Genomic DNA, 16,627 nt, shown 5'->3' on the forward strand with positions numbered 1-16,627 from the left:
TATACTTGTCGGGCTGATAAGAGCCTGTATTTTATCTTATCTTCAATGTGATGATGGTCAACGCTGCCAGAATGATGGTTACAATCCAGAAACGGATGGTAATCTTAGATTCATGGAAGCAGTTGCGAGGCTTCTTCCACAGGTACTTGCAGTCAGGATCCAGCTGACTGTCCTGTGTGCGGAAGTTGTCGTGGATAGGTGTGCGTTTGAAGATACGCTGCTTCACACCTCTCCGCTTACCAATCTTGTAATAGTAAACCTGCATCATTACGCTGAGGCTTTCTACGAAGAAGATACCGCAGAGGATAGGCAACATCAGCTCCTTGTGGATGATGATGGCACCTACCGCGATGATACCGCCGATGGTCAGCGAACCCGTATCGCCCATGAATACCTGGGCAGGGTAGGCGTTGTACCAGAGGAAACCGATGAGGGCTCCGATGAAGGCACAGAAGAATACTACCAGTTCCTCAGAACCAGGAATATACATGATATTGAGATAGGCGGCAAACTCGATGTGCGACGACACATACGCAAGTATGCCTAGCGCCACACCTATGATGGCGGAGTTGCCGGCACACATTCCGTCCATACCATCGTTGAGGTTGGCACCGTTTGATACGGCTGTTACCACGAAGATGGTCATGATGACGAAGAGAATCCAACCTGCTGCTACCTTGTACTTACCGCAGAAACTGGTAATGCTGGAGTAGTCGAGGTTGTGTCCCTTGACGAATGGGATGGTGGTCTTCAGCGATTTTCTAGCTTCCGTACGATGCTTTATCACCGTTTCCTGTCCCTGACGCTGGACGGCGAGGTTTTCGTTCATCTTTACATCAGGTGATGACCAGAGTACCAGTCCCACGATGAGTCCGATGCCAATCTGTCCTACAATCTTGTATTTACCCTTCAAGCCTTCCTTGTCGCGCTTGAAGATCTTGATGAAGTCGTCCATTCCACCGAGGAAACCGAGCCATACGGTGGTGATGATCATCAGGATAAGATAGATGTTGCGCAAACGTCCGAGTAACAGTACCGGTACGAGGATAGCCAGGATGATGATGACGCCACCCATAGAAGGAACGCCAATCTTCTTGACACCGAACGGGTCGATGCTGGCATCACGCTGTGTCTCTGTGATTTGCTTGCTCTTGAGATACTTGATGAATTTCTCGCCGAACCAGGCAGAGATTACCAATGATAAAATCAGTGCAAGCAGGGCACGGAATGAGATGTAGCCCCACATGTGAGAACCTGAGATGCCCCACTGCTCCAGAAATCTAAAGAGATAGTATAACATTTTTCTTTCTTTTCTTGATTGATTTTACTTCTGTGAAATTCCGAAGATGTCGCGAATCACCTCCTTGTCGTCGAAGTGGTGCTTTACGCCCTTAATCTCCTGGTAATCTTCGTGTCCCTTACCGGCTACGAGAATCACGTCGCCCTTCTTAGCCAGCATGCAGGCTGTGCGGATGGCTTCCTTGCGGTCTACGATGCTGATTACCTTCTTCATCTGCTGGGCATTCAGGCCTACAAGCATATCGTTGATGATATCCTGTGGCTCCTCGAAACGAGGGTTGTCGCTGGTGATGATTACCTTATCGCTTTGTTTTACAGCCTCTTGTGCCATCAGTGGGCGCTTGCCCTTGTCGCGGTTGCCGCCGGCTCCGCAAACGGTAATCACTTCTCCGTCCTTGCCTTCGAGCACTTCGTGGATGGCGTTCAATACGTTCTCCAGCGCATCTGGTGTGTGGGCATAGTCAACGATGGCGGTATAGCCCTCTGGCGACTGGATTGGTTCCAGTCTTCCGCTTACGCTGTGAAGGGTACTCATCACTACGAGCACATCTTCTGGCTTCTTGCCGAGCATGATGGCTGCACCATATACGGCGAGCAGGTTGCTCACGTTGAACTTGCCGATAAACTGTACGCCCACTTCTCTGCCGTCAATCTCCAGATACATGCCGCCGAAGTGGCACTCCAGGATTCTGGCTCTGAAGTCTGCCATGCTGCGGGTAGAGTAGGTCTTCACGGTAGCCTTGGTGTTCTGTACCATGATCATGCCGTTCTTGTCGTCGGCATTGGTAATGGCAAAGGCTGTCTTAGGCAGTCCGTCGAAGAATGCCTTCTTGGCGTTGCGGTAGTTCTCGAATGTCTTGTGGTAATCGAGGTGGTCGCGGGTGAGGTTGGTGAACAAGCCTCCGGCAAACAGCAGGCCTCCGATACGCTTCTGTGCGATGGCGTGAGAAGAGCACTCCATGAAGGCATACTCGCAGCCAGCCTCTACCATCTTGCCCAGGAGCATGTTCAGCTCGATAGGGTCTGGGGTGGTATGGTCGGCAGGGATAGCCTCGTCTTCAATGTAGTTGCAGACGGTAGAGAGCAAGCCACACTTATGACCGAACTTGCGGAACATATTATATAATAAGGTGGCGATGGTAGTCTTACCATTGGTACCTGTTACGCCTACCAGTTTGAGCTTTCTTGAAGGGTCACCGTAGAAGAGGGTTGCTACCTTGCCGACAGCATCCTCGGTCGATGCGACCTGAATGTAAGTTACGCCCTCCACTTTCTCTTCAGGCATGTCTTCGCACAAAACCGACTTTGCGCCCAGCTCCAATGCCTTTGGAATAAACTTGTGGCCGTCAACCTGCGTTCCCTTCATGGCAACGAAGAGATGACCTTCCTTAATCTTGCGAGAGTCGATGTTTACTCCCGACACCTCTACATCAGCATCGCCGATTATCTGAACCGGCTCGATGTTTTTGAGTAATTCTTGTAACTTCATATTCTGTTTCTGTTTTATATTCTATATATTTCTTTATCTACACCTTATTATATATAGGGCTTCAGATAACTTTTCTGAGTTTTATTCGAGTACAATGCTGCATACGGCACCTTTCTTGATGACCGTTCCCGGCACCAGACTCTGCTTCACTACCTTTCCTCTACCTATAATCTGGGTCTTGATGCCCCTGCTCTCCATGTTGTAGATGGCGTCTCGGGCTCCCATTCCGGTAATGTCAGGTACGATGCTCTTGCCGTATGGCTTCTCTCTGATGAGCTTGATGCTGTGGTTACCTACGCGCTCCGCCTTACCCCAGATAGGGTTGCCGTCGGCATAGCTGCCGCTCCAGTTGGCATTGGTCTTGATGCCGAGATGGCTGAGCACATAGTTGGCAGCAAGGATATTGCCTGTCTTTACGTCAGGAACGAAGACAGATGCTGAGTCGCGGGCGTCTTTTACGTCAACCTTCAGACTCTGCGCCATGATGCCTTCTGAAATCTGATGGAAGACCTTTCCGCACATTGTACCACCCGAAGCTGGCAAACCGGATTTCTGTATGCAGACGATACAGCTGTAGCGTGGTGCGTCGGCAGGGAAGTAGCCTGCGAAACTGATGAGATAGCTCGTACCGCCACTCTTATATCCGCCGGCACCTTTTGAAATCTGGGCTGTACCCGTCTTTCCTGCCACTTTGAAGTTAGGCGAACCGGCTTTCTTTCCCAGTCCCACGCTTACCACCTGTTCCAGGATGGTTTGCAGCTCCTTGATGCTCTTCTCCTTGGCTATCTGCTGGCGCATTACCTCTGGAGGGAATTCCATGACGGTTTCTCCGTTCTTCACTACCTTGCTCACGAATCTTGGTCGCATCATCTTGCCGTTGTTGGCGATGGTGTTGTAGAAGGTGAGGGTAGAGATAGGCGGTATCTGGGTCTCATATCCGATACTCATCCATGGCAAACTGGTCTTTGCCCAGTTGTCATACTGTCCGTTCTTGTTTCTGTGCGGCATGCGGATTCTGGCTGGCGTTGCTCCCACCAGTGGAATCTTCAGGTCGTCGTGCAGACCGGTACGGTAGATACCCTTTACGAATTTCTCCGGGTTGTTGCGGTAATGGTCGTCTATGATGCGGCTCACACCGATGTTTGAACTGTACCACAGGGTCTGGGCGAGGGTCAGCATTCCGTATCCGCCTTTTCGCCAGTTATGGTCTTTCATTTCTCTGCCGTACATCGGCCATACACCACCTGCGGTTTCCACATGATAGGTGGTGTCTACCACTCCGTCGTCCAGTGCTACGAGGATAGAGGCTGGCTTGAACACCGAACCTGGCTCCAGAAGGTCGCTCACGGCATGGTTGTGGATTTCTCTGTATTCTCCATCGAAACATTTCTCCATATTCACGATGGCCTTGATGTCGCCCGTAGGTACATCCATCACGATGGCTACACCCACATTGGCGTTGATTTCCTTCAGCTCGTCGATGAGTGAGCGTTCGGCAAGGTCTTGTATGCTCACATCGATAGTGGTCACGATATCAGCTCCGTCAATAGGAGGGGTATCGGTAATGTCGAGGAACTTGTTGCGCACCTTGCGGCGATGCACGATGCCATTGGTACCTCGCAGGATAGAGTCGTAACTCAGCTCCAGACCGAACCGGGCAGTATCCTTGGCGCCATACATGGCTCCGATGGTACGGCCTGCCAGCGAACCGTAGGTTCTGGTTCGGGCATTATATTCTTCCCAGTGGAAACCGCTCTGGTAGGGTTTCAGGCGGAATACCGGAATGTCCTTTATCTCGGTGAAGGTGTTATAGTCTACACGCTTCGGATAAACCGGCCAGTGGCGGCTCATTTTGGCGCGACCTTCGGTGAGGTGTTTCTTGAAATCAGCCGCGCTCAGGTTCGGGAATATCTGGTGCAGGCAAAGACAGATGGAGTCTTGCTTGGCATCCCACAGCGAGTCGTTCTCTGCATCTTTCAGCGCCTTGAAGTCCATGAAGACCTTAAACTCCGGCAGCGAACTTGCCATCAGCTGTCCTGTACAGCTCAGGATGTTTCCTCGGTTTGGCTTCACGGTCACGGAGTCTTTCTTCTGCCGTTCTGCCACCTTCATCCAGTAATCATGCTTGGCGGTCATGATGTAGAGCGCTTTACCCACTACGGCTATGGAGAAAATCGTCATGATGATGGCGATGGCGCTGTAGCGGGGCATTACTTTCTTGTGATCAAATTTGCTGCTCATTCTTCGGGTATGTTTATGATGTATGGAGGTTGGGTGGCGATGTGCAGCACGCTGTCTTTGTTGTTCTTCAGCATGTCGAGCACATTACTTTCACGACTCTTCTCTGTTATCTGACTGCTTGTAGACAGCGCTTTGTATTTGGTGTCTTGCAGTTCTTTCTGTAGCTTGTCCAACTCGATGATATCGTTCTGGATATTGTATCGGTTGGATATGTAGATGATGACAAAAAACACGATGAGGATAACGAGCCATATCTGCCGGCGTATTATCTGGGCGGTAAGAATGTCTCCACCCAGAATCTTCCGCAGCGTAAAGCTCGATGATCCTGAAGCCTCTTCCTCGATGGCTTGCTTGGCTATCACTTCCTTGAGCGAAGCCTGTGGGGCTTCCTGCTGCTGTGGCTCCTCCTTCGGAGTTTCCTGCTTCGGAGTTTCCTGCTTCGGAGTTTCCTGTTTCGGCGGCTCCTGTGATGCCTGTGCCTTTTCATCTGTGATAGGCTTCTCAGTTGTTTTTATGTCTTTATCGTTTATCATTTCTTTTCTGCTATTCTTAGTTTGGCGCTTCTGCTCCTAGGGTTTCTCTCCTGCTCGTCGGCATCGGGAACGATTACCTTGTTGTTCACGAGTTTGAAAGGGGTTTCTATTCTTCCGAAGAAGTCCTGCTCTATCTTGCCTTCTGCATTGCCCGCTTTCATCATGTTCTTTACGATTCTGTCTTCCAGCGAGTGATAGGTGATGACGCTGAGTCTGCCTCCCGGTTTCAGGAGTTCCGTGGCTGAGCGGAGCATCTCTTTCAGGGCGTCCATCTCGTGGTTCACTTCTATGCGCAGCGCCTGGAAGAGTTTTGCCATGTCTTTCTTCTCGCGTTCCCGCTTGAAGAGGGGCTCTACGGCTGCCATGAAGTCTTTGGTGGTGAGGATGGGCTTCTCGGCTCTTGCCTTGACGAGTGCCGAGGCGATGCGGCGCGAGTTCTTCAGCTCACCGTATAGGTAGAAGATGTCGGCAAGGGCACCTTCGTCATATTCGTTTACGATGTCGGCAGCAGTCTTGCCCGCACGCTTGTTCATGCGCATGTCGAGTGGGGAGTCGAAACGGAAGGAGAAACCGCGGGTCTCGTCATCGAAGTGATGGCTCGATACACCCAGGTCGGCTAACAGTCCGTCGAGTCCGTCTACCCCGTAGTAGCGCATCCAGTTTTTCAGGAATCTGAAGTTGGAGCATACGAAGGTGAACTTCTCGTTTGCCACCACGTTGCGTTCTGCATCGGCATCCTGGTCGAAGCTGTACAGGTGCGCTCCCTCCGTCAGGCGCGACAGAATCTCTTTAGAGTGTCCGCCGCCACCGAAGGTTACGTCTACATAGATGCCTCCTGGCTGTATGTTCAACCCGTCAACGCTCTCCTTGAGGAGCACCGGTACGTGATATGTTTCTGCTGTCTTTATCATATATCTTTTTGCTGTCTTATCGCATTATAATATTGCGTGCGTACTTATTAATGTATAAATTTGGGTTCAAAGGTACATAAAAATCTCCATATAGCCTTACATTTTCCCACAAAATTTATAAAACTTAATGAAAAAGTTGTTTTTGGTCAACTTCACCTTCCGGTTTCGGACATCGCCTTTTTGTTCTCATCAAGTGTGATGTTTTTGCAAAAATATGTGCAAAATGGGCTCGATTTGTCGTGATAGTTTAAAAAAACTAATAAATTTTCGGTTTTTTGCTATTTTTTTGGAAAAAATGGCACGTATTTGAAAAAGTTGAGTTACTTTTGCACTTACTTATATAAGTTTTAGCAAACATGAGTGAATCAATAGAGAAAACGATAGACATAGACAAGATACTGAAGAGCAAGATGGGAAGCAAGGTGAAATTCGTACCGCGCTTTCTGGTTTCCTGGCTCAAGAAGATTATTCACGAGGACGAGGTGAACAGGTTCTTGTGGGAGAGCCGTGGTCTTTCGGGTACTGAATGGCTCACCGAATGTGTGCGCTATCTGAAGATGGATGTTGAAATCGTAGGCTTGGAAAACCTGCCTGACAAGAACGACGGCAAACTCTATACCTTTGTTTCCAATCATCCTCTGGGCGGACAGGACGGCGTATGTCTCGGTTCCATCATCGGCAAGCACTATGATGGCAAGTTCCGCTATCTGGTGAATGATCTTCTGCTCAACTTGCCGGGTTTGAAACCTGTAAGTATCGGCATCAACAAGACGGGTCGCCAGAGCCGCGATTTCCCACGTATGGTGGAGGCGGGCTTCAAGAGTGACAACCACATGCTGATGTTTCCGGCAGGCTTGAACAGCCGCAAGCGCAAGGATGGAACCATCCACGACCTGCCTTGGAAGAAAACGTTTATCTCTAAGAGTGTAGAATATCAGCGCGATGTGGTGCCTATCCATTTCGGGGGGCGCAACTCTGAGCGTTTCTACCGCATCGCCCGATTTAGCGACAAGTATCTGCCGTTCAATCTCGCCATGCTGTTCCTGGTTGATGAGATGTACAGGAATGTGGGCAAGCATTTCCGCATCTCCATCGGCAAACCGATTCCTTGGCAGACGTTTGATAAGAGCAAGTCGGCTACCGAATGGGCGCAGTATGTTGAAGACAGGGTTTATGAACTTTAATGGTTTGCAAAACCCGGAAGAATTGTTTTATATTAACGAAATCGTAGAATCATAGCATAGAAGAAGAGTAATATGGAAGAAGAAATCATCCAACCGATTGACCGTGAGCTCCTGAAGAGCGAGCTTACACCCGACAAACAACTGAGAATGACCAATAAGAGCCATAACGAGATTTACATCGTTACGGCAAAAGATTCGCCTAATGTGCTGAAAGAGATTGGTCGACTTCGTGAAATCGCTTTCCGTGAGGCGGGAGGCGGAACGGGCAAATCTATGGATCTTGATGAGTTCGACTTTGGTGACAACTGTTACAAGCAGCTGATTGTCTGGAATCCTGAAGCCGATGAGATTATCGGCGGTTACCGTTATCTCCTGGGTAAGGACTGGCAGCTCGATGAGAAGGGACAGCCTAAGCTGGCAACCAGCCACATGTTCCATTTCTCCGACAAGTTTCTCAAGGAGTATATGCCTTATACCGTAGAGTTGGGCCGTTCCTTCGTTTCGCTCGAATATCAGAATGTGCGTACCAACACCAAGAGCATCTTTGCTCTCGACAATCTCTGGGATGGTTTGGGCGCCTTGACGGTTCTCTATCCGGAAATAAAATATTTCTTCGGCAAGATGACGATGTATCCGTCTTACATCCGTCGTGGCCGCGACATGATTCTCTATTTCCTCAAGAAGCATTTTGATGACAAGGAGAATCTCGTAATCCCTATGAAACCGCTGAAATTGGATACTCCGGAGAGTGATTTGGCAGCCATCTTTACAGAAGATGACTTCAAGGCAGACTATCGCATCCTGAACCGTGAGGTTCGCAAGTTGGGTTATAATATCCCTCCTCTTGTTAATGCCTACATGAGTCTGAGTCCTACGATGAAGCTTTTCGGTACTGCCATCAACTATGGCTTTGGTGATGTAGAGGAGACCGGTATCCTCATCGCCATCGATGAGATTCTCGAAGAGAAGCGAGTTCGCCACATCAACAGTTTTATTAAGGAACATCCTGAGGCTCTGAAGATTACGAGCGGAGCCAATAATGTGATTTATAAGGAAAAAGAAATTTAATTCAAGTTTCGCATGTAGGCTTCACACGCCCCAGGCATCAGAACACCATCATGTCCCCACACGCCCTGAAAGGGCAGAAGCTCCTAGCCCAGGGCAACGCCCTGGGTAATTACGGACACAAACCTGTCGCCCTGTAAGGGCAAAAGCTTTAAAACTCCAGGCAAAACATAAAGCTTTTGCCCTTACAGGGCGTCTTGCTGATTGCCATCATACCCAGGGCGTTGCCCTGGGCTAGGAGTTTCTGCCCTTTCAGGGCGTGCTGCTTCTGGAACTTTTGGGCCTTCAGCCCGTACCTGAACCACTTGCGAAAGTTCAGTAAGCTAAAAAGAGGGCGCTACCTTATACAATAGGCAGACTGATTCCGTTGATCTTCTGATAGATGTCGAGCGCATAGATGTCGGTCATGCCGCTGATATAATCAATTACCGCCATGATGCGCTCCTCCAGATTCTCGTTCTCTATATCATACTGGCTGCTTACCCGGCGCAGGAGCTGCTTGGAGTAGAAGCGCGATGGGTTTACGGCAGCTTCGATGAAAACCTCCATCAGGGTTGCCATGATTTGATAACCCGACAGTTCTATGTCGAGTACCGGCTTGCTTTGGTAAATCTTAGAGTAGGAGATCTTCTCACATTCCTTGTATGCCTTTTTCTGGCGCTCGGAAATGTGGTCGATAAGACTTCCCTCGAAAGTTCCGGCAAGGATTTCCTCTTCGTGAGCCAGGAAGGCTGCCACACATTCGTTCTCCAGTTTTCCGATGACGCTGGCTCTCATGTAAACCACTTTCTCGTTTTCGTCTGTCAGTTCTTCGTCGATGATACGCTGGCGTATCTTCTGCTGGATTTCTTCATCAAAGAAACTCAGCAGCAAGTGTTCGGTCTCGGCAAAGGAAAGAATCTTGAGTTTATGGGAGTCTTCGATGTCCATGATTTCGTAGCAGATATCGTCGGCTGCTTCTACCATATATACAAGTGGATGGCGGGCGTATTTGAGAGGCTCACCCGGTGCAGATTTGCAAAAAATGCCCAATTCATCGGCAATTTTCCTGTAAGATTCCGCTTCGGAAGCAAAGAAACCGAACTTGCCGTGGTTCCCGGCAAGACTGCTTGCAAACGGGTATTTCACGATGGAAGCAAGCATGGAATAGGTCATAACGAAGCCTCCCTGACGGCGCCCCTTGAACCGGTGGGTCAGGATTCTGAAGGCATTTGCGTTACCTTCGAAATGCGTAATATCATCCCAAAACTCCGATGAAACCATTGATTTTATCTTCTGACCCGGTCCTTCAGAGAAGAAAGTCTGGATGGCTTTCTCGCCGGAATGACCGAAAGGCGGATTGCCCAAATCATGTGCCAGGCAGGCTGCACTTACGATGGTACCTATCTCCTCGACGAGCGTATCCTTCAGCTCAGGCCGCTTCCGGATGACGTGTCGGGAAATGTCGTTGCCAATCGACATGCCCACACTTGCCACCTCCAGACTGTGGGTGAGGCGGTTGTGAACGAAGATGCTGCCCGGCAAAGGGAAAACCTGCGTCTTGTTCTGCAAACGTCGGAATGCCGATGAAAAGATAAGACGGTCGTAATCGCGCTTGAATTCAGAGCGATCATCATGGCGCTCGGCATGCTTATGCTCCTGTCCGAAACGCTTGTTGGATATCAGTTGTTTCCATTCCATATTATTGTATTACTTGATTCTGTAGCGCAAAAATACACTAAAGTAAGCACAAATCAAAATAAAATATGATAAATTACATGTTTTTATCCTCAAAAATTCATTTATTCCATCAAAATTGCTTATTTTTGCAGATTATTAAACTCAGACACAGATAAAAAAGAAAAAGTCATGATAAAAGTACAGATTATCAACAAGGGGCATCAGCCTCTACCTGCGTTTGCCACACCTCAGAGTGCCGGCATGGATTTGCGTGCAAACATCGATGAGGCAATCGTGCTTCATCCTATGGAGCGCCGACTGGTGCCAACCGGTCTTTATATGGCTTTGCCTGCAGGGTATGAAGCGCAGATCCGTCCTCGCAGCGGTCTGGCTTTGAAGCATGGCATTACCGTATTGAATACGCCGGGAACCATCGATGCCGATTATCGCGGTGAAATCATGGTTCTGCTCATCAATTTCTCTACAGAGGATTTCGTTATCAATGATGGCGAGCGTATAGCCCAGATGGTGCTGGCTAAGCACGAACAATGCGATTTCATCGAGGTTAATGAACTCGATGAGACCGAACGTGGAGCCGGTGGATACGGTCATACGGGTGTAAAATAACAGATTGTTAAAGAAAGATAGAATAGAAAGGATTAGAATCGTGAAGATGAATCTTAGAAATATCAGTTGGGCAATGGGGTTGGTCTTGCTGGGTTCGGTAGCCATGCCGTCGCTTGCCCGTAAAAAGAAGGTGCAGCCGGTTCAGAAGCCGGCGGTTCAGGAGGACCCTCTCTCTCCGAACGACCGCCAGCGCTACAACTATTTCTTCCTGGAGGGAGCGCGCCAGCAGGCTGCCGGCAATTATTCGGCGGCTTTCGACCTCTTTGAACATGCCAGGAAGATTGACCCGAAGGCGGCTGAAACCTATTTCTATGAGTCGCTTTTCTATTCTCAGCTCAAACAGGATTCCCTGGCACTTGCCTATATGCAGAAGGCAATAGAACTGAATCCGGAAAACCAGACCTATGCAGAGCAGTTGGGCAGATATTATATAGGTAGCCAGAAATACGATCTTGCCATCGATGCCTATGAGAATCTGTATGCCAAAAACCACGATAATACCGATGCCCTCCGCATTCTGGTTCAGCTTTATTCCCAGAACAAGGATTATAAATCGGTACTCAAAACCATTTCGCGTCTTGAGGTGGAAGAAGGTGAAAGCGAACAGTTCACCCTCTCTAAAATGAGAGTTTATGAACTGATGGACGACAAGAAGGCTGCCTATCAGGAACTGAAGTCGCTGGTAGACCAGCATCCGCTGGATATGCAGTACAAGACGATGCTGGGCAACTGGCTCGTACAGCACAACCGCCAGAAGGAAGCCTACAAGTGCTTTACCGATGTGCTGAAGGAAGAGCCTGACAATTCCTATGCCCAGATGTCGCTTTACGACTATTATAATGCCACCCGTCAGGAGCAGCTTGCCGAGCAGATGCTCGATAAGATATTGATGAGTCCGAAATCAGATCTGGAGACCAAGGTGATGATGTACCGCTCTTTCATTCAGAAAAACGAGAGCGAAGGTGGCGATTCTACCAAGGTGATTGCGCTGTTTGACAAGGCGCTCAACGTGGCTCATCCGTCTGCTGAAGTGGCAGAGATGAGAGCTGCTTACATGAGTTTGAAGAAAATGCCAGCCGACTCGGTATGCCGTGCCTTCGAAAAGGTGCTTACCATAGCGCCGGATAACGTGAATGCCAGAATGCAACTCGTACAGATGCTCTGGAACGAGAAGAAATATGACCAGGTTTCCCTGCAATGTAAGGCGGCTCAGGAGTATAATCCCGAAGAAATGGTGTTCTATTACTTCGGTGGAATGGCGTATTATCAGAAAGATAAGGAAGACGAGGCGCTCCGTGAGTTCCGTCTCGGATTGGCGCAGGTGAATGCACAGTCGCCTGCCGACCTGGTATCCGACCTCTATGCCGTAACCGGAGATATTCTTCATAAGAAAGGTGAAGAGCAGGAAGCCTTTGCGGCTTACGATTCCTGCCTGCAATGGAAGGACGACAACGTGATGGCGCTGAACAACTATGCCTACTATCTGAGCGAGAAGGGTGTTGACCTGCATAAGGCTGAGGCGATGAGCTACAAAACCATCAAGGCGGAGCCGAACAACGGTACTTATCTGGATACCTATGCTTGGATTCTCTTTATGGAAGAACGATATGCTGATGCCAAGACTTATATAGACCAGGCACTCAAAAACCGCGATTCCACCGCAGATAACAGTACGGTTCTGGAACATGCCGGAGATATCTATTATATGAATGGTATTGCCGATGAATCCGTGGATTTCTGGAAGAAAGCCTATACCGGAGAGAACCAGACTGAGGTGCTGGCATGGAAGATTAAGAACAGACAATATATTACCGAAGAAGAACTGAAAAAGCGTAATGCGCCAAAGCAGAAACCTGCCGCTAAGCAGAAGTCAGTTAGAAGAGGTAAGAACTGAACTTTCGCATGTGGTTCAAGTACGGGCTGAAGGCCCAAAAGCTCCAGAAGCAGCACGCCCTGAAAGGGCAGAAGCTCCTAGCCCAGGGCATCGCCCTGGGTATAATAGCAATCAGCAAGGCGCCCTGTAAGGGCAAAAGCTTTGTATATTGCCAGGTATTTGAAAGCTTTTGCCCTTACAGGGCGACAGGTTTGCGCCCATAAACACCCAGGGCGATGCCCTGGGCTAGGAGCTTCTGCCCTTTCAGGGCGTGTGGGGCTTACTTGCGAAACTTCAGTAAGAAGAAATAAAAGGAAAGTTGAAAAAACAAGAAAGATGAAATATACAGTGAAGAAGAATAAAATGATGCTGCTTGCCGCAGCCTGCAGCATCCTGCTCCTCGGTTCTTGCGGAACCAGCAAGAATGTACAGGGCTCTGGCTCCTCATCAGCCAGTCATCAGAAAGAGAATGCCACCAAGGTTTCTGACTCTCATCAGAGTGGGACTCTTAAGAAGTTGGCTTTCGTACAGAAGGTTTCAGACAATCAGGTTTATACCAAGAATATTGTGGGCAACATGTCGTTCAGTCTCCAGGCTGGTGATAAGGATGTTACCGTGCCGGGCAAACTGAGCATGCGCAAGGATGAAATCATCCGCATCCAGCTCTTTATTCCTATCTTGGGTACAGAGGTGGGCCGTCTGGAGTTTACTCCCGACCATGTACTTATCATCGACCGTCTGCACAAGGAATACATCAAGGCAGATTATACCCAGGTAGACTTCCTCAAGAAGCAGGGCATCTCTTTCTATTCTCTGCAGGCTCTCTTCTGGAACCAGCTGCTTCTGCCGGGCGAACGGACCGTGAAGGAATCAGACCTCAAGAAGTTTGATGCCAGACTGGATGTGGCAGGAGATAATGTGCCGGTAAGTTTCAAGAATGGAAACATGACCTATTCCTGGTCTGCCAACCGCACAACCGGCCGTATCACAGCAGCTGATGTAGTCTATAAGAGTACGCAGAATGGCACATCCAATCTCCACGTCGACTACGGCAACTTCAAGAGTGTAGGCGTCAAGATGTTCCCTGCTACTCTGAATCTGACGATGATCACAACCGCTACCAGGAAGAAGCAGATGGCGAAGATCAGTCTCGAATTGAATCAGGTGAAGACCGACAGCAAGTGGAGTACCCAGACCGAGATTTCCAGCAAATACAAGCAGATTTCTCCAACAGATGTGCTCAGCAAGATATTGAGTATGTAAATGCTCATCAAGAGTTTGTAAGTATAGAATATGAGTTTTTAACTGAAGTTTCGCATGTGGTTCAAGTACGGGCTGAAGGCCCAAAAGCTCCAGAAGCAGCACGCCCTGAAAGGGCAGAAGCTCCTAGCCCAGGGCATCGCCCTGGGTATAATAGCAATCAGCAAGGCGCCCTGTAAGGGCAAAAGCTTTGTAAATTGCCTGGTACTTGAAAGCTTTTGCCCTTTCAGGGCGACAAACTTGCGTCCATGATTACCCAGGGCGCTGCCCTGGGCTAGGAGCTTCTGCCCTTTCAGGGCGTGTGGAGCTCACTTGCGAAACTTGAATTTTTAATATAAGAAATGAAGCGAATCTTATTATTCATCATGGCAATCACCTTCTCGCTCGCCCCTTTTGCGCAGAAACATTCTGCCCAGAAGAAGCCGGTGAGGAAGACTGCCGTGACTGCGAAAAAGAAGGCTGCTACTCCTGCCAGAAAGACGAACAGCAGAAGTCATGCGGCCAGAAAAACATCCAAATCAGCTGCGCCAACCAGAGCAGAACGCAGGGCTGCAACCTATAGCAATGCCTCTATCCGAGGTTTGCAGGGACAGCGCGCTTCTATCCAGAAGAAGATTAGGGAACAGGAGCAGGCTTTGCGCCAGAATAAGGCGGATGTGAAGAAACGTCTTGAAGACCTGATGGCGCTGAACGGAGAAATAGACCAGCGTCAGAAGAAAATTGACGGCATCCAGAAGGATATCCATCATATTGACGGCAATATCGGCATTCTGCAGGCACAGTTGAAAACGCTTCAGCAACAGTTGCAGGACCGCAAGAACAAGTATATCCGTTCCATGCGCTATATGAGCCGTCATCATACGGTTCAGGACAAGCTGATGTTCATCTTCAGCGCCAAGAATCTGACACAGATGTATCGCCGCCTTTCCTTCATCCGCCAGTATTCTTCCTATCAGAAGGTGCAGGGCGAGGCTGTAAAGGCTAAGCAGAAGCAGGTGAACGAGAAGCACCAGCAGTTGCAGCATGTAAAGGGACATAAGAACACCTTATTATATAAGGGTAAGCAGGAGAAGACGGTTTTGGAAGGCAAGCAGACCCAGCAGCAGGAGATGGTGCAGGGACTGCAGAAACAGCAGAAGACCATTCAGGCTGTCATCGCCGACCAGCGTCAGAAAGATGCGGCAATCAACGCACAGATTGACCGTCTGATTGCTCAGGAAGTTGCCAAGGCGAGAGCCCGTGCTGCTGCCGAGGCTAAGCGAAAGGCTGCTGCCGCTGCTGCCGCCAAGAAACGTGCCGAGGAACTGGCTCGCAAGAAAGCTGCTGCCGAGGCTGCTGCCAGGGAGAATGCCCGTCGTATAGCCGAAGCCAAGGCGCGTGAGGCTGCTGCCGAAGCTGCCCGCAGAAAGGCGGCTGAAGAAGCAAGACTGGCTGCCGAGGCTGCAAGAAAGGCTCAGGAGGAGGCTGCTGCCCAGGCTGCTGCTCAGGCGAAGGCAAAAGCGCAGGCTAGGGCGCGTGCTGCTGCCGAAGCTGCCCAGCGTGCCGCTGCAGAACAGGCTGCACGTCAGGCTGCTGCCGAACAGGCTGCTAGAAAGGCAGAGGCTGAAAGACAGGCTGCCGAGTTGAAGGCGAAGATGGATGCGGAACGTAGTACCCGTGAGATTGCCGCTGCCAAGAAGGTGGCACAGGAGGCTTCTACCTTGAGTTCGGTAGACCGCATGCTGAGCGGTGGATTCGAGGCTAACCGTGGCCGATTGCCGATGCCTATCAGCGGCAGTTACCGTGTGGTGAGTCATTTCGGTCAGTATCATGTGGAAGGCTTGAAGGGTGTAACGCTCGACAATAAGGGTATCAACATCCAGGGCAAGCCGGGTTGTGTGGCTCGCAGCATCTACGATGGTGAGGTGAGTGCCGTCTTCGGTTATGGTGGCATGTGGAATGTGCTGGTCCGTCATGGAGCCTACATCTCTGTTTACTGTAATCTGAAATCGGTCAGCGTTCATAAGGGTCAGAAGGTAAGTACCCGTCAGGCTTTGGGTAGTGTTGGTTCTGATAACATCCTCCAGTTCCAGCTTCGCAAAGAGACTGCCAAGCTCAATCCGGAGGCTTGGCTGAGCAGATAAAGTATGAATGAGCCGATAATGTATGAATAGTTGCAGCCGAAAGTTTTGCCCCACACGCCCTGAACCAACGGTCACCGGCCGAAGGGAAAGGTAAAGGGCAGAAGCCCCTGGAAGCAGTACGCCCTGAAAGGGCAGAAGCTCCTAGCCCAGGGCATCGCCCTGGGTAATTACGGACACAAACCTGTCGCCCTGTAAGGGCAAAAGCTTTCAAATACCTGGCAATATACAAAGCTTTTGCCCTTACAGGGCGTCTTGCTGATTGCTATTATACCCAGGGCGATGCCCTGGGAGGGCACTGAAAAAGGTATCCAATTTTAAGTTGCATAGCTTGTTTTTGAACTTTAATTCTTGTCCAAGAAGCAT

The 16,627-nt window shown here is 49.6% G+C and carries 12 protein-coding genes; 6 read left to right on the forward strand and 6 right to left on the reverse strand.

The genetic code is table 11. The features are described from left to right. Positions 1-31: 31 nt before the first annotated feature. The 5 genes from mraY to rsmH all read right to left on the reverse strand — a co-directional run bounded on the left by mraY (position 32) and on the right by rsmH (position 6,473). Entirely contained in the window at positions 32-1,300 is a 1,269-nt protein-coding gene (mraY, locus tag KSW37_RS00540; protein WP_217313009.1) for a phospho-N-acetylmuramoyl-pentapeptide-transferase, read from the reverse strand. A gap of 24 nt (positions 1,301-1,324) precedes the next feature. Beyond that, positions 1,325-2,788: a UDP-N-acetylmuramoyl-L-alanyl-D-glutamate--2,6-diaminopimelate ligase gene (locus KSW37_RS00545; RefSeq protein WP_217313010.1), complete on the reverse strand. Its 1,464-nt coding sequence runs from the start codon at positions 2,786-2,788 to the stop codon at positions 1,325-1,327. An 81-nt stretch (positions 2,789-2,869) separates the two neighbouring features. After that, on the reverse strand, positions 2,870-5,029 hold the full coding sequence (locus tag KSW37_RS00550) for a penicillin-binding protein (RefSeq protein ID WP_217313011.1): 2,160 nt from the start codon (positions 5,027-5,029) through the stop codon (positions 2,870-2,872). Then, complete coding sequence (locus KSW37_RS00555) at positions 5,026-5,562, reverse strand: FtsL-like putative cell division protein (protein ID WP_217313012.1); 537 nt, start codon at positions 5,560-5,562, stop codon at positions 5,026-5,028. Before KSW37_RS00555 ends, KSW37_RS00550 begins: the two co-directional genes overlap by 4 nt. After that, complete coding sequence (gene rsmH / locus KSW37_RS00560; RefSeq protein ID WP_217313013.1) at positions 5,559-6,473, reverse strand: 16S rRNA (cytosine(1402)-N(4))-methyltransferase RsmH; 915 nt, start codon at positions 6,471-6,473, stop codon at positions 5,559-5,561. The genes KSW37_RS00555 and rsmH overlap by 4 nt, the downstream gene beginning before the upstream one ends. A 356-nt stretch (positions 6,474-6,829) precedes the next feature. On the opposite strand from rsmH, the gene KSW37_RS00565 reads away from it, so the two are divergent. After that, entirely contained in the window at positions 6,830-7,657 is an 828-nt protein-coding gene (locus tag KSW37_RS00565) for a glycerol acyltransferase (RefSeq protein ID WP_118416213.1), read from the forward strand. A 72-nt stretch (positions 7,658-7,729) separates the two neighbouring features. Beyond that, on the forward strand, positions 7,730-8,725 hold the full coding sequence (locus KSW37_RS00570; protein WP_217313014.1) for a GNAT family N-acetyltransferase: 996 nt from the start codon (positions 7,730-7,732) through the stop codon (positions 8,723-8,725). 339 nt (positions 8,726-9,064) lie between these two features. On the opposite strand, the gene KSW37_RS00575 is transcribed toward KSW37_RS00570, so the two are convergent. Next, a complete protein-coding gene (locus KSW37_RS00575) occupies positions 9,065-10,402 on the reverse strand; it encodes a deoxyguanosinetriphosphate triphosphohydrolase (protein ID WP_217313015.1) in 1,338 nt (445 codons plus the stop codon). A 168-nt stretch (positions 10,403-10,570) separates the two neighbouring features. Between KSW37_RS00575 and dut the strand changes: the two genes are divergently transcribed. From dut to KSW37_RS00595, 4 genes are all read left to right on the forward strand, one after another. Then, positions 10,571-11,008, forward strand: coding sequence for a dUTP diphosphatase (gene dut, locus KSW37_RS00580; RefSeq protein WP_117692971.1), 438 nt, complete (start codon positions 10,571-10,573; stop codon positions 11,006-11,008). A gap of 46 nt (positions 11,009-11,054) precedes the next feature. Next, complete coding sequence (locus KSW37_RS00585) at positions 11,055-12,902, forward strand: tetratricopeptide repeat protein (RefSeq protein ID WP_217313016.1); 1,848 nt, start codon at positions 11,055-11,057, stop codon at positions 12,900-12,902. Between the two features lie 315 nt (positions 12,903-13,217). Continuing rightward, a complete protein-coding gene (locus KSW37_RS00590; RefSeq protein ID WP_217313017.1) occupies positions 13,218-14,144 on the forward strand; it encodes a DUF4292 domain-containing protein in 927 nt (308 codons plus the stop codon). A 338-nt stretch (positions 14,145-14,482) separates the two neighbouring features. Beyond that, positions 14,483-16,264, forward strand: a complete 1,782-nt coding sequence (locus KSW37_RS00595) for a murein hydrolase activator EnvC family protein (RefSeq protein ID WP_217313018.1) — start codon at positions 14,483-14,485, stop codon at positions 16,262-16,264. Positions 16,265-16,627 lie beyond the last annotated feature (363 nt).

Source organism: Segatella copri (genome assembly GCF_019127135.1).
Classification (GTDB): Bacteria; Bacteroidota; Bacteroidia; order Bacteroidales; family Bacteroidaceae; genus Prevotella.